General features: G+C 62.7%; 8 protein-coding genes, 2 tRNA genes and 3 rRNA genes. 12 read left to right on the top strand and 1 reads right to left on the bottom strand.

Going from position 1 to position 14526, the window contains the following annotated elements:
* Nucleotides 1–79: 79 nt before the first annotated feature.
* Complete coding sequence (locus VXM69_RS00065; RefSeq protein ID WP_367188762.1) at nt 80–1189, bottom strand: 2-aminoethylphosphonate--pyruvate transaminase; 1110 nt, start codon at nt 1187–1189, stop codon at nt 80–82.
* Nucleotides 1190–1447: 258 nt separating this feature from the next.
* Here VXM69_RS00065 and phnS point away from each other — a divergent pair, with 258 nt between their 5' ends.
* The 12 genes from phnS (at nt 1448) to rrf (ending at nt 14470) form a co-directional block, all read left to right on the top strand.
* Nucleotides 1448–2539 carry a 2-aminoethylphosphonate ABC transporter substrate-binding protein gene (gene phnS, locus VXM69_RS00060; RefSeq protein ID WP_034187829.1) on the top strand — a complete coding sequence of 364 codons (1092 nt, stop codon included), beginning with the start codon at nt 1448–1450 and terminating at the stop codon, nt 2537–2539.
* 34 nt (nt 2540–2573) lie between these two features.
* Complete coding sequence (gene phnT, locus VXM69_RS00055; protein WP_049029895.1) at nt 2574–3677, top strand: 2-aminoethylphosphonate ABC transport system ATP-binding subunit PhnT; 1104 nt, start codon at nt 2574–2576, stop codon at nt 3675–3677.
* A complete protein-coding gene (gene phnU, locus VXM69_RS00050) occupies nt 3655–4575 on the top strand; it encodes a 2-aminoethylphosphonate ABC transporter permease subunit (protein ID WP_034187831.1) in 921 nt (306 codons plus the stop codon). The genes phnT and phnU overlap by 23 nt, the downstream gene beginning before the upstream one ends.
* Nucleotides 4565–5425 (top strand): 2-aminoethylphosphonate ABC transport system, membrane component PhnV, encoded by an 861-nt coding sequence (phnV, locus tag VXM69_RS00045; protein ID WP_034187832.1) that lies wholly within the window; start codon nt 4565–4567, stop codon nt 5423–5425. The genes phnU and phnV overlap by 11 nt, the downstream gene beginning before the upstream one ends.
* Nucleotides 5422–6729, top strand: coding sequence for a phosphonoacetate hydrolase (phnA, locus tag VXM69_RS00040; protein WP_367188761.1), 1308 nt, complete (start codon nt 5422–5424; stop codon nt 6727–6729). Before phnV ends, phnA begins: the two co-directional genes overlap by 4 nt.
* Nucleotides 6726–8180 carry a phosphonoacetaldehyde dehydrogenase gene (phnY, locus tag VXM69_RS00035; RefSeq protein WP_069706932.1) on the top strand — a complete coding sequence of 485 codons (1455 nt, stop codon included), beginning with the start codon at nt 6726–6728 and terminating at the stop codon, nt 8178–8180. Before phnA ends, phnY begins: the two co-directional genes overlap by 4 nt.
* A gap of 4 nt (nt 8181–8184) precedes the next feature.
* A complete protein-coding gene (locus tag VXM69_RS00030; RefSeq protein ID WP_367188760.1) occupies nt 8185–8736 on the top strand; it encodes a phosphonate degradation HD-domain oxygenase in 552 nt (183 codons plus the stop codon).
* 508 nt (nt 8737–9244) lie between these two features.
* Nucleotides 9245–10777, top strand: a 16S ribosomal RNA gene (locus VXM69_RS00025).
* 63 nt (nt 10778–10840) lie between these two features.
* Nucleotides 10841–10917, top strand: a tRNA-Ile gene (locus tag VXM69_RS00020).
* A gap of 39 nt (nt 10918–10956) precedes the next feature.
* Nucleotides 10957–11032, top strand: a tRNA-Ala gene (locus VXM69_RS00015).
* 287 nt (nt 11033–11319) lie between these two features.
* Nucleotides 11320–14201, top strand: a 23S ribosomal RNA gene (locus tag VXM69_RS00010).
* Nucleotides 14202–14357: 156 nt separating this feature from the next.
* Nucleotides 14358–14470 (top strand): 5S ribosomal RNA (gene rrf / locus VXM69_RS00005).
* The 16S, 23S and 5S rRNA genes sit together here with 2 tRNA genes alongside, the layout of an rRNA operon.
* The last annotated feature ends 56 nt before the right edge of the window (nt 14471–14526 follow it).

The raw sequence follows: 14526 nt of genomic DNA, 5'->3' as shown, positions 1-14526 counted from the left end.
TGCGTTAGCCCGGCGGCCCACCGGCCGCCGGGCTTTTTTGCGTGCGGCGCCGGCGGGCGTGCCGGCCGGCGCACTGCGCTCAGGCGCGCTGCAAGGCGATGCCGAGCGATTCGACGGCTTGCGCGATCGCCGCGACCGCGCGCCGGATATCGCCCGAGTCGATCGCGCCGATGCAGCCGACGCGGAACGTCTCGCGCTGCGTGAGCTTGCCCGGATACAGGATGAAGCCCGCGTCGCGCACTGCGTCGTAGAAGCGGCGGAAATCGTAGGCCGGATGGTCGGGGGCGTGGAACGTGACGATCACCGGCGCCTGCACGCGCGCGTCGAGGAACGGCACGAAGCCGAGCGCGCGCATCGATTCGACCAGCGTCCGGCAGTTGTCCGCGTAGCGCGCGGCGCGCGCCGGCTGGCCACCTTCGGCGAGGTACTGGTCGAGCGCGGCGCGCAGCGCGGCAATCACGTGCGTCGGCGGCGTGAAGCGCCACTGGCCCGTCTTGCGCAGGTACGCGTACTGGTCGTGGAGGTCGAGCGCGAGCGACGGCGAGTTGCCTTCGCATGCGTCGAGCGCGTCGCGCCGCACGATCGCGAATCCCATCCCCGGCACCCCTTCGAGGCATTTGCCGCTTGCCGAGACCAGTGCGTCGATGCCGCTGTCCGCCAGCGCGATCGGCAATGCGCCGAACGAACTCATCGCATCGACGACCAGCCGCTTGCCGTGCCGCCGGCACACGGCGGCGATCGCATCGAGCGGATTCAGGATCCCGGCGCTCGTTTCCAGATGCACGAGCGCGACGTGCGTGATGCGCGGCGCGCGCGCGAACGCGGCCTCGACCGCGGCCGCGTCGACGGCCGCGTCCTCGCCGAACGGCAGCGCGATCGCGTCGATGCCGAGCCGGCCGAGGATCTTCAGGATCCGCGCGCAATACGCGCCGTTGTCGGGCACGAGCACGACGCCGTCGCGCGGCACCAGCGTGCCGAGCGCGGCCTCGACCGAGAACGTGCCGCTGCCCTGCATCGGCACGCATACGTACGCGTCGCCGCCTTGCGCGATCGCGACGAGGTCGGCGCAGACGCTGGCCGTCAGTCGATTGAAAGCGGCGTCCCACGAGCCCCAGTCATGTTGCATTGCGTGGCGTGTCGTGGCGGACGTGGTGAGCGGGCCGGGCGTAAGCAGAATCGGATCGGACATGGTTTTTCTCCAGCGGCAGTCGAACGAAATGCCGGGCGGCATTTCGGAATGACTTGCATGATATTGGCAAAATGTGTCATTTTTTGGAAATTGTGGCATTCGTCACGGGTTTGTCATCGAACGCTGTGATCCTTCGGTTGCCGCGCGCAACCCACCGCAGCGCGGCGGCGCGGCAGGCCGTCGGTCGGCCAGCCCGGAGATAACAGGAGAGCCGGATCGTGCCCCGGCCGTTTGGTGTTCCGCCTACGGAGAAGTGAGATGACACTGCAGAAACCCTCGCGCGCCCCTGCCGGCGTGTTCCGCAAGCTCGCGCTGGCCGCCTGCGCCGCCGGTCTGCTGCAAGGCGCCGCGATGCCGGCGCAGGCGGCCAACGCGGTCGTGCTGTACACGGCGGACGGCCTCGAGAACCTCTATCGCGACGTGCTGCCGGCCTTCGAGAAGAAGGAAGGCGTCAAGGTCAACATCGTGACGGCGGGCAGCGGCGAGGTCGTGAACCGCGCGAACATCGAGAAGAATTCCCCGAAGGCCGACGTGATCGTCACGCTGCCGCCGTTCATCCAGCAGGCCGGCCAGATGGGCCTGCTGCAGGCGTACCAGAGCGTGAACTACAAGAACGTGCCGGCCATCGCGAAGGCCGAGGACGGCACGTGGGCGACGTTCGTGAACAACTACTTCTCGTTCGCGATCAACCCGGACGTCGTGAAGAACCAGCCGAAGACGTTCGCCGACCTGCTGTCGCCGGCCTACGCGGGCAAGGTCGCGTACTCGAACCCGGCCACGGCCGGCGACGGGATGGCCGTGCTGATCCTGACGACGTCGCTGATGGGCGAGGACAAGGCATTCGACTACCTCGCGAAGCTGTCGCAGAGCGTGAAGTTCCATACGAAGGGCACGGGCTATCTGAACGTGCTGCTGTCGCGCAACGAAATCAGCGTCGCGAACGGCGACCTGCAGATGGACCTCGACGACGCCGAACACGGCGCGCTGTCCGTCAAGCCGATCTTCCTGGCCGCGAAGGACGGCGACCAGCCGACCACGTTCCAGCTCCCGTACGGCATCGGCCTGATCAAGAGCGGCCCGAACCAGGATGCCGGCAAGAAGCTGATCGACTACCTGATGTCGACGGACGTGCAGTCGAAGGTGCCGGACATGTACGGCATCCCGGGCCGCACGGACGTGCCGCTGGCCGGCAAGAACGGCGAAGCGGTCAAGAAGGCGATCGCGGGCGTGAAGCTGATCCCGGTCGACTGGACCCAGGTGATGGCGAAGAAGCCGGTGTGGATCGAGCGCTGGAAGAAGGACGTGATCGGCAGCTCGGGCAAGCCGCTCGACGTCGTCAAGCCGAAGTGATCGGCGCACGCCGCCCGTATTAGCGAGCAAGAGGATGAACCCGGTGGAAACCGCCCTGACCCATCCCGGCGCATTCGGCGCCGCCGAACCGCGCGCGACGCTGCGGTCCGGCGCGCCGGGCGGCGTGCAGATCGAACACCTGAGCGTGCGCTACGGCGCACGCACGGTGCTGGAGGATCTGTCGCTGTCGATCGGTGCCGGCGAATTTCTGACCGTGCTCGGCAAGAGCGGCTGCGGCAAGACCACGCTGCTGCGCTTCATCGCCGGGTTCGTGAAGGCCGATGGCCTGACCGGCACGCTGACCGTGGCCGGACGCGATCTGACCTATGCGCCGCCGCACAAGCGCAATCTCGGTCTGCTGTTCCAGAATTACGCGCTGTTCCCGCACCTGTCGGTGTTCGAGAACGTCGCATTCGGGCTGCGCGCACGCGGCATGGCGTCGTCGGAAGTGACGCGCCGCGTTGCCGACGCGCTGAAGCTCGTGCAGCTCGGCGATGCCGGCCATCATCTGCCGGCGCAGTTGTCGGGCGGGATGCAGCAGCGCGTCGCGCTGGCGCGCGCGCTCGTGATCGAGCCGGACGTGCTGCTGCTCGACGAGCCGTTGTCGGCGCTCGACGCCAACCTGCGCGCATCGGTGCGCAGCGAACTGAAGGCGCTGCACGAGCGCCTGCCGAACCTGACCGTCGTCTGCGTGACGCACGACCGCGACGACGCGCTCGTGCTGTCCGACCGCGCGCTTCTGATGCGCGACGGCCGCATCGCGCAGCTCGGCACGCCGCAGCAGCTGTACGACGCGCCGCGGGACGGCTACGTCGCCCGCTATCTCGGCCCGGCGAACCTGCTGCCGCCGCACGTGATCTTCCCGCTCGGCGATCCGCGCCACGAAGTGCGCGGCAAGGTCGCCTGCGTGCGCCCCGAGCGCCTGACCGTGATGCCGCCCGCCGCGGGCGGCCTGCACGGCACCGTGTCGTCCGTCGAATGGCAGGGCGCGGACCTGTCGATCGCGGTCGTGATCGACGCGGCGCCCGACGAGCCCGTGCGCGTCACGATGCAACGCGGCCGCGGCGCGGCCCCCGAGCGCGGTGCGCGCGTGTCCCTGCATTGCGAGGCAGACGATGTCGTCCTTATCGAGCCCTGAAGCCGGCCTGCCGCCGCACGTGCTCGCGTCGGCCGCCGCGCATGCCGCCGCCGCGCGGCGCCGCAAGCGCAGGGGCGACCTGCACCTGGCCGCGCTCGCCATCGTCGTGCTCGGCCCGCTCGTCGTCTATCCGCTGGTGCGGCTCGTGCTGCTGAGCCTGTCGGGCGATCACGGGCTGAGTTTCGCCGCGTACCGGACCTTCTTCGGCAACCCCGATACGCGCGGCGTGCTGCTGACGACGCTCGGCGTGCTGTTCGCGAGCGCCGGCACCGCATCGGTGCTAGGCGTGCTGCTGGCCGCGCTGCTGTTCTTCAAGCCGTTCCCGGGCGCGTCGCTCGTCACGCGCTTCCTGGAGTTGTACGTCGCGTTTCCGTCGTTTCTCGTCGCGTTCACGCTGATCTTCCTGTACGGCTCGCAAGGGTCGATCAGCATCGCGCTGCAGCACCTGTTCCATCTCGAGAACCCGCCGCTCGATTTCCTGTTCGGCATCGGCGGCGTGATTCTCGCGCAGACCGTGTTCTACACGCCGTTCGTCGTACGGCCGACGCTCGCGTCGTTCGCGACGCTCGACCTGCGTCTGATCGAGGCCGCGCGCAGCCTCGGCGCGCCCGGCTGGATGCTCGCGCGTCGCGTCGTGCTGCCGATCGCGTGGCCGGGCATTGCCGCCGGCACCGTGCTGTGCTTCCTGCTGACGCTGAACGAGTTCGGCATTCTGCTCGTGCTCGGCAGCGCGCGGCTCGTCACGCTGCCGGTCGCGATCTACAGCAGCGCGACCGTCGATCTCGACCTGCCGACCGCATCGGCCGGCGCGGTCGTGATGCTGGCGTTGTCGCTGGCGCTGTACGCGGTTTATCGCCGGGTGAACCGGCGTGCGACGGGAGGGAACGATGTCCGCTGAATTTCGTATCGGGCAAGCCGTGCCGCGCCACCGGATCGGCCGGAGCGACGCGCTGCTCAAGCATGCGACGCGCGCCGCGCTCGCGCTCGCCGCGTTCGCGTGCTTCTGGCTGTTCGTGCTGCCGGTCGTCGTCGTCGCGCTGTCGAGCGTGTCGACGCAATGGTCGGGCACGATCCTGCCGGCCGGCTACAGCCTGCGCTGGTTCGAGCGGCTCGGGTCGCCGGAATACGACGCGCTGCTGACGAGCCTCGAAATCGGCTTCGGCGTGTCGGCGATCGGCACGATCCTCGGGCTGTGGCTCGCGCTTGCGCTCGAAGGGCGCGACCGGCGCGGCCTCGGCGCGGTGGTCGACGCGCTCGTGATGGTGCCGAACGGCGTGCCGAGCGTCGTGCTCGGGCTCGCGGTGCTGATCGCATATCACCAGAAGCCGCTCGACCTGTCGAGCTCGGCGGCGATCGTCGTGCTCGTGCAGCTTGCGCTGATCTTGCCGTTCTGCTATCGCTGCGCGGCCGCCGCGCTGCGTCCGGAGTTGACCGTGCTGCGCGAAGCCGCCTCGAGCCTCGGTGCGCCGCCCGCGATGGTGCTGCGCCGCGTGCTGCTGCCGCAGCTCGTGCCGGCGCTGCGCGCGAGCCTCGCGCTCGGCTTTGCCCTGTCGCTCGGCGAGCTCGGCGCGACGCTGACGGTCTATCCGCCCGGCTTCGCGACCGTGCCGATCGTCGTGATCGGGCAGGTCGAGCGCGGTTACTACCTGCCGGCCTCGGCGCTGTCGTTGCTGATGCTCGGCGCGTCGCTCGCGGCGCTGCTGCTGATCGCGGCGCGGGTGCCGCGCGGCACGCGGGCGGCATCATGAACGCCGCGTTCGCATTGCGCCATCCCGGTGACGCGTCGGCGGCCGGTGCATCGACGGATCTCGCGGGCCGCTCGGTCGACGTCAACGGCCGGCGCTACCGGTTGCCGGTCGAGCCGACCGTCGTCGTCTGCGTCGACGGCTGCGAGTACGACTATCTCGAAAAAGCGGTGGACGCGGGCGTCGCGCCGTTCATCGGCAGGATGATCGCGGAAGGCACGGCCTGGCGCGGCGATTGCGTCGTGCCGACCTTCACCAACCCGAACAACCTGTCAATCGTCTGCGGCGTGCCGCCGTCGGTCCACGGCATCTGCGGCAACTATTTCTGGGATCCGGGCGCCGACGGCGGGCGCGGTGCCGAAGTGATGATGAACGACCCGGCCTACCTGCGGGCCGGCACACTGCTCGCGGCGGCGTCCGACGCCGGCGTGCGGGTGGCCGTCGTGACGGCGAAGGACAAGCTGCGCCGGCTGCTCGGCTGGCAGATGCACGGCATCTGCTTTTCCGCCGAGAAGGCCGCGCAGGCGAATCTCGCGGAAAACGGCATCGTCGACGTGCTCGACTGGGTCGGCCTGCCGTCGCCGGACGTCTACAGCGCGGCGTTGTCCGAATTCGTGTTCGCGGCCGGCGTGCGGCTCGCGCAGACGCGGCAGGTCGACCTGATGTACCTGTCGACCACCGACTACGTGCAGCACAAGTGCGAGCCGGGCAGCGCGGGTGCGAACGCGTTCTACGCGATGATGGACGGTTACCTCGCGCAACTCGACGCGCTCGGCTGGGCGATCGGGCTCACGGCCGACCACGGGATGAACGCGAAGCACGACCCGGCGACCGGCCGGCCGAACGTCATCTATCTTCAGGATGCGTTCGACGGCTGGTACGGCGCGCAGGCCGCACGCGTGATCCTGCCGATCACCGATCCGTACGTCGTGCATCACGGCGCGCTCGGCTCGTTCGCGACGATCTATCTCGCGCCGGATGTCGACCGCGCCGAGGCGATGTGGCGCGTCGGCGGCCTCGACGGTGTCGAGCTCGTGCTCGACAACGCGGAAGCCGCCGCACGATTCGAACTGCCGGCCGACCGGATCGGCGATCTCGTCGTGATCGGCCGCCGCGACATGACGCTCGGCACGCGCGCGCGCGAACACGACCTGTCGGGCCTCACCGTGCCGCTGCGTTCGCACGGCGGCGTGTCGGAGCAGGAAGTGCCGTTGCTGTTCAATCGGCGTATCGAGCGGGACGATCCCGCGCGTCGCCCGCGCAATTTCGACGTGTTCGATTTCGTGCTGAACCGGGTCGCGACATGATGGCGCATCCCCGACACGATCACCCGGCGTTTCGCGCGGAGGCGCTGCGCTGGTGCGGTACGCGCGCGATGCGCGAGCGTACGCTCGACGTGACGGACCCGTATACGGGCATGCGCGTCGGCACCGCGCCGCTCGCGAGCGTCGACGACGTGCGCGCGGCGTTCGATTACGCGCTTGCCTATCGGCCGAAGCTCACGCGCTACGAGCGTTCGCAGATTCTCGAACGGGCGGCCGCGCTGCTGCGTGAACGCACCGAGGAAGCCTCCGATCTGATCACGCTCGAATCGGGGCTGTCGAAGCAGGATTCGCGCTACGAGATCGGCCGCGTCGCCGATGTGCTGAAGTTCGCGGCGGTCGAGGCATTGCGCGACGATGCGCAGAGCTTCTCCTGCGACCTGACGCCTCACGGCAAGGCGCGGCGCGTGTTCTCGCAGCGGCAGCCGCTCGACGGCGTGATCGTCGCGATCACGCCGTTCAATCATCCGATGAACCAGGTCGCGCACAAGATCGCGCCGGCGATCGCGACCAACAACCGCGTGATCGTGAAGCCGTCGGAGAAGGTGCCGCTGTCGGCGTTCTATCTGGCCGACCTGCTGCACGAAGCCGGGTTGCCGGCGCCGATGCTGCAGGTGCTGACCGGCGACCCGGCCGAGATCGCGGACGCGCTCGTCACGCATCCGCATGCGTCGCTGATCACGTTCACGGGCGGCGTGGCGATCGGCAAGGCGATTGCCGCGCGGGCCGGCTACCGGCGCATCGTGCTGGAGCTGGGCGGCAACGATCCGCTGATCGTGCTTGAAGACGCCGATCTCGAGCGCGCGGCGTCGCTGGCGGTGCTGGGTTCGTACCGGAATTCGGGTCAGCGCTGCACGGCCGTCAAGCGGATGCTGGTACAGCGTTCGATCGCGCCCGCGTTCACCGAATTGCTGGTCGAGAAGACGCGCGCATGGACGTACGGCGACCCGTTCGATCCCGCGAACGAAATGGGCACGGTGATCGACGAGGCGGCGGCGCGCCTGTTCGAGGCGCGCGTGGAAGAGGCGGTCGCGCAGGGCGCGCGCCTGCTGACCGGCAACGTGCGGCGCGGCGCGCTGTATGCGCCGACCGTGCTCGACAACGTCGATCCGTCGATGACGATCGTGCGCGAGGAGACCTTCGGGCCCGTATCGCCGGTGATCACGTTCGATACGATCGACGACGCGATCCGGATCAGCAACGGAACGGCGTTCGGGTTGTCGTCGGGGGTGTGTACCGACAGCACGGCGGCCGTCGTGCGGCTCGTGAACGAACTGAACGTCGGCACGGTGAATGTATGGGAGGTGCCCGGATACCGGATCGAGCTGTCGCCGTTCGGCGGCATCAAGGATTCGGGGCTCGGTTACAAGGAAGGCGTCCAGGAGGCGATGAAGAGCTTCACGAACCTGAAGACGTTTTCGCTGCCTTGGGAGTAAGCGTATGGCATTGACGGTGGAGGAGATCCACGGGCTGTATCGCGAGCATGGCCATGTGGCCTATAGCGGAGAGCCGGTCACGCAGCTCGAGCATGCGTTGCAGAGCGGCTTGCTGGCGGAAGCGGCGGGCGCCGGCGAGCCGCTGGTCGCGGCGGCGTTCCTGCACGACCTCGGGCATCTGCTGAATCGCCGGGGCGAGACGCCGAGCGCGCGCGGGATCGACGATCTGCATCAGTATTACGTGCTGCCGTTCCTGAGGCCGCTGTTTTCCGACGCGGTGCTGGAGCCGATCCGGCTGCACGTCGACGCGAAGCGCTGCCTGTGCCGCACGGACGCCGGCTACTTCGAGAGCCTGTCGCCGGACTCGGTGCGCAGTCTCGCGTTGCAGGGCGGCATCTTCAGTGAAGAGGACGCGACGGCATTCCTGCTGCGCCCGTTCGCGGAGGATGCGCTGCGTCTGCGCCGTTGGGACGATACGGCAAAGGAATCAGGCAAGGCGACACCGGATCTCGATCACTATATGGAGATCGTCGCGCGCCAGGTGCGCACGGACTGACGGCGGTTCGGCCGCTTCCCTATAAGGCCCCGCACGCGGCCGCGTGCGGGGCCTTATATTTTTTGCCAAACCCCTTGCGCGATTGCCGACGGGTGCATAGAATCACGCCTCTTTCGCGCTCACGGAAACGCGGCGCGGAAGGAAGGGAAGCAGTGCGGTTGAGGCTTGGCAGGAACGGCCCCGACGGTACGGAAGTTGAGCCCCGCGGTCGCAACGACGTAGTGCAAAAAGTTGTTGACGAGCTGCGAAACACGGTTCATAATCTCGCTTCTCTGCTGCTGAAAACGCAGCGCTGCCGGGAAACACGATGTTCCTCGCAGATTGCTCTTTAAAAATTAACAGCCGATAAGTGTGGGCGCTTGATGGCAGCGAGCTGATCCTCGGATCAGATAGCGAAAGTATCAAGAGTCTCACACTAAAGTAAGTCAGGTTTATGAAGTGATTCATATTCCTGTCAGCTTTGAGTGAGCGACCGGTTCTTAACCGAACCGAAAACAGTAACAGGTTTAAACTGAAGAGTTTGATCCTGGCTCAGATTGAACGCTGGCGGCATGCCTTACACATGCAAGTCGAACGGCAGCACGGGTGCTTGCACCTGGTGGCGAGTGGCGAACGGGTGAGTAATACATCGGAACATGTCCTGTAGTGGGGGATAGCCCGGCGAAAGCCGGATTAATACCGCATACGATCCATGGATGAAAGCGGGGGACCTTCGGGCCTCGCGCTATAGGGTTGGCCGATGGCTGATTAGCTAGTTGGTGGGGTAAAGGCCTACCAAGGCGACGATCAGTAGCTGGTCTGAGAGGACGACCAGCCACACTGGGACTGAGACACGGCCCAGACTCCTACGGGAGGCAGCAGTGGGGAATTTTGGACAATGGGCGAAAGCCTGATCCAGCAATGCCGCGTGTGTGAAGAAGGCCTTCGGGTTGTAAAGCACTTTTGTCCGGAAAGAAATCCTTGGCTCTAATACAGTCGGGGGATGACGGTACCGGAAGAATAAGCACCGGCTAACTACGTGCCAGCAGCCGCGGTAATACGTAGGGTGCAAGCGTTAATCGGAATTACTGGGCGTAAAGCGTGCGCAGGCGGTTTGCTAAGACCGATGTGAAATCCCCGGGCTCAACCTGGGAACTGCATTGGTGACTGGCAGGCTAGAGTATGGCAGAGGGGGGTAGAATTCCACGTGTAGCAGTGAAATGCGTAGAGATGTGGAGGAATACCGATGGCGAAGGCAGCCCCCTGGGCCAATACTGACGCTCATGCACGAAAGCGTGGGGAGCAAACAGGATTAGATACCCTGGTAGTCCACGCCCTAAACGATGTCAACTAGTTGTTGGGGATTCATTTCCTTAGTAACGTAGCTAACGCGTGAAGTTGACCGCCTGGGGAGTACGGTCGCAAGATTAAAACTCAAAGGAATTGACGGGGACCCGCACAAGCGGTGGATGATGTGGATTAATTCGATGCAACGCGAAAAACCTTACCTACCCTTGACATGGTCGGAATCCTGCTGAGAGGTGGGAGTGCTCGAAAGAGAACCGGCGCACAGGTGCTGCATGGCTGTCGTCAGCTCGTGTCGTGAGATGTTGGGTTAAGTCCCGCAACGAGCGCAACCCTTGTCCTTAGTTGCTACGCAAGAGCACTCTAAGGAGACTGCCGGTGACAAACCGGAGGAAGGTGGGGATGACGTCAAGTCCTCATGGCCCTTATGGGTAGGGCTTCACACGTCATACAATGGTCGGAACAGAGGGTTGCCAACCCGCGAGGGGGAGCTAATCCCAGAAAACCGATCGTAGTCCGGATTGCACTCTGCAACTCGAGTGCATGAAGCTGGAATCGCTAGTAATCGCGGATCAGCATGCCGCGGTGAATACGTTCCCGGGTCTTGTACACACCGCCCGTCACACCATGGGAGTGGGTTTTACCAGAAGTGGCTAGTCTAACCGCAAGGAGGACGGTCACCACGGTAGGATTCATGACTGGGGTGAAGTCGTAACAAGGTAGCCGTATCGGAAGGTGCGGCTGGATCACCTCCTTTCCAGAGCTTCTCGCAAAGTTGAGCGCTCACGCTTATCGGCTGTAAATTTAAAGACAGACTCAGGGGTCTGTAGCTCAGTCGGTTAGAGCACCGTCTTGATAAGGCGGGGGTCGTTGGTTCGAATCCAACCAGACCCACCATTGTCTGGCGGTAACACACCTGAGGCATCTGTACTCAATGGGGGCATAGCTCAGCTGGGAGAGCACCTGCTTTGCAAGCAGGGGGTCGTCGGTTCGATCCCGTCTGCCTCCACCAATCACCAACGCTAAGTGCTTGGTTCACACGCTGAACCGAGAATTTTGCATTGGCGATTGAGCCAGTCAGAGGATATCAACAGATATCGGCTGTCGTTCTTTAACAATCTGGAAGAAGTAAGTAATTTGGATAGCGGAAGCGTCTTGAGATGGACGTGGAAACTATCCGGGTTGTGATTGTATCGATGTATCTCAAGATGATTCGAACTCTATGTTTGACTCAATTGGAATACGGCACAACGCGAGAACTCAACCTGTAGCGGCTGTCGAGAGACAGACTCGTTATAGGGTCAAGCGAACAAGTGCATGTGGTGGATGCCTTGGCGATCACAGGCGATGAAGGACGCGGTAGCCTGCGAAAAGCTACGGGGAGCTGGCAAACGAGCTTTGATCCGTAGATGTCCGAATGGGGAAACCCACTCCTTTTGGAGTATCCATGGCTGAATACATAGGCCATGCGAAGCGAACGCGGTGAACTGAAACATCTAAGTAACCGCAGGAAAAGAAATCAACCGAGATTCCCAAAGTAGTGGCGAGCGAAATGGGATGAGCCTTGCACTCTTTATTTGTATTGTTAGCCGAACGCTCTGGAAAGTGCGGCCATAGCGGGTGATAGCCCCGTAGGCGAAAACAGTATGAAAGAACTAGGTGTGCGACAAGTAGGGCGGGACACGTGAAATCCTGTCTGAAGATGGGGGGACCATCCTCCAAGGCTAAATACTCGTGATCGACCGATAGTGAACCAGTACCGTGAGGGAAAGGCGAAAAGAACCCCGGGAGGGGAGTGAAATAGATCCTGAAACCGCATGCATACAAACAGTCGGAGCCTCGTAAGGGGTGACGGCGTACCTTTTGTATAATGGGTCAGCGACTTACGTTCAGTAGCAAGCTTAACCGTATAGGGCAGGCGTAGCGAAAGCGAGTCCGAATAGGGCGTTCAGTTGCTGGGCGTAGACCCGAAACCAGGTGATCTATCCATGGCCAGGATGAAGGTGCGGTAACACGTACTGGAGGTCCGAACCCACTAACGTTGAAAAGTTAGGGGATGAGCTGTGGATAGGGGTGAAAGGCTAAACAAACCTGGAAATAGCTGGTTCTCTCCGAAAACTATTTAGGTAGTGCCTCGTGTCTCACCTTCGGGGGTAGAGCACTGTCATGGTTGGGGGGTCTATTGCAGATTACCCCGCCATAGCAAACTCCGAATACCGAAGAGTGCAATCACGGGAGACAGACATCGGGTGCTAACGTCCGGTGTCAAGAGGGAAACAACCCAGACCGCCAGCTAAGGTCCCCAAATATAGCTAAGTGGGAAACGAAGTGGGAAGGCTAAAACAGTCAGGAGGTTGGCTTAGAAGCAGCCACCCTTTAAAGAAAGCGTAATAGCTCACTGATCGAGTCGTCCTGCGCGGAAGATGTAACGGGGCTAAGCTATATACCGAAGCTGCGGATGCGTGCTTTGCACGCATGGTAGGAGAGCGTTCCGTAAGCCTGCGAAGGTGCGTTGAAAAGCGTGCTGGAGGTATCGGAAGTGCGAATGCTGACATGAGTAGCGATAAAGGGGGTGAAAGGCCCCCTCGCCGTAAGCCCAAGGTTTCCTACGCAACGTTCATCGGCGTAGGGTGAGTCGGCCCCTAAGGCGAGGCAGAAATGCGTAGCTGATGGGAAGCAGGTCAATATTCCTGCACCATTGTTAGATGCGATGGGGGGACGGATCGCGGAAGGTTGTCCGGGTGTTGGAAGTCCCGGTCGCTGCATTGGAGAAGGCACTTAGGCAAATCCGGGTGCGCAATTCAAGGGTGTGGCGCGAGCTCCTTAGGGAGCGAAGCAATTGGAAGTGGTTCCAAGAAAAGCCTCTAAGCTTCAGTCTAACGATGACCGTACCGCAAACCGACACAGGTGGGCGAGATGAGTATTCTAAGGCGCTTGAGAGAACTCGGGAGAAGGAACTCGGCAAATTGGTACCGTAACTTCGGGATAAGGTACGCCCTTGTAGCTTGACTGGCCTGCGCCAGGAGGGTGAAGGGGTTGCAATAAACTGGTGGCTGCGACTGTTTAATAAAAACACAGCACTCTGCAAACACGAAAGTGGACGTATAGGGTGTGACGCCTGCCCGGTGCCGGAAGATTAAATGATGGGGTGCAAGCTCTTGATTGAAGTCCCGGTAAACGGCGGCCGTAACTATAACGGTCCTAAGGTAGCGAAATTCCTTGTCGGGTAAGTTCCGACCTGCACGAATGGCGTAACGATGGCCACACTGTCTCCTCCCGAGACTCAGCGAAGTTGAAGTGTTTGTGATGATGCAATCTACCCGCGGCTAGACGGAAAGACCCCATGAACCTTTACTGTAGCTTTGCATTGGACTTTGAACCGATCTGTGTAGGATAGGTGGGAGGCTATGAAACCGGAACGCTAGTTTCGGTGGAGCCGTCCTTGAAATACCACCCTGGTTTGTTTGAGGTTCTAACCTTGGCCCGTGATCCGGGTCGGGGACAGTGCATGGTAGGCAGTTTGACTGGGGCGGTCTCCTCCCAAAGCGTAACGGAGGAGTACGAAGGTACGCTAGGTACGGTCGGAAATCGTGCTGATAGTGCAATGGCATAAGCGTGCTTAACTGCGAGACCGACAAGTCGAGCAGGTGCGAAAGCAGGTCATAGTGATCCGGTGGTTCTGTATGGAAGGGCCATCGCTCAACGGATAAAAGGTACTCTGGGGATAACAGGCTGATACCGCCCAAGAGTTCATATCGACGGCGGTGTTTGGCACCTCGATGTCGGCTCATCTCATCCTGGGGCTGTAGCCGGTCCCAAGGGTATGGCTGTTCGCCATTTAAAGAGGTACGTGAGCTGGGTTTAAAACGTCGTGAGACAGTTTGGTCCCTATCTGCCGTGGGCGTTGGATATTTGAAGGGGGCTGCTCCTAGTACGAGAGGACCGGAGTGGACGAACCTCTGGTGTACCGGTTGTCACGCCAGTGGCATCGCCGGGTAGCTATGTTCGGAAGAGATAACCGCTGAAAGCATCTAAGCGGGAAACTCGCCTTAAGATGAGATATCCCTGGGGACTAGATCCCCTTGAAGGGTCGTTCGAGACCAGGACGTTGATAGGTCAGGTGTGTAAGCGCAGTAATGCGTTCAGCTAACTGATACTAATTGCCCGTAAGGCTTGATCCTATAACAAGTCTGCCTTATGGATCGGCGCCGTGTGAAAGCACTGGCTGCAAGATCCAAAGCGACAAGTTGGATTCTCGTGTGTGATACACACAACTCAAAATTACTGCTTCTTCCAAGATTGGTTGTGCTGCGAAGCCAGCACAACAACCCTCTTTGCCTGATGACCATAGCGAGTCGGTCCCACCCCTTCCCATCCCGAACAGGACCGTGAAACGACTCTACGCCGATGATAGTGCGGATTCCCGTGTGAAAGTAGGTAATCGTCAGGCTCCCTAAGCCAAGAACCCCCGCCCGAAAGGCGGGGGTTTTTGCATTTCGGCGACGG

Source organism: Burkholderia sp. Ed8, assembly GCF_040761425.1.
Lineage (GTDB): Bacteria > Pseudomonadota > Gammaproteobacteria > Burkholderiales > Burkholderiaceae > Burkholderia > Burkholderia seminalis.
Note: the sequence above shows the minus strand (reverse complement) of the source record. Positions and strands in the feature narration are given on the sequence as shown.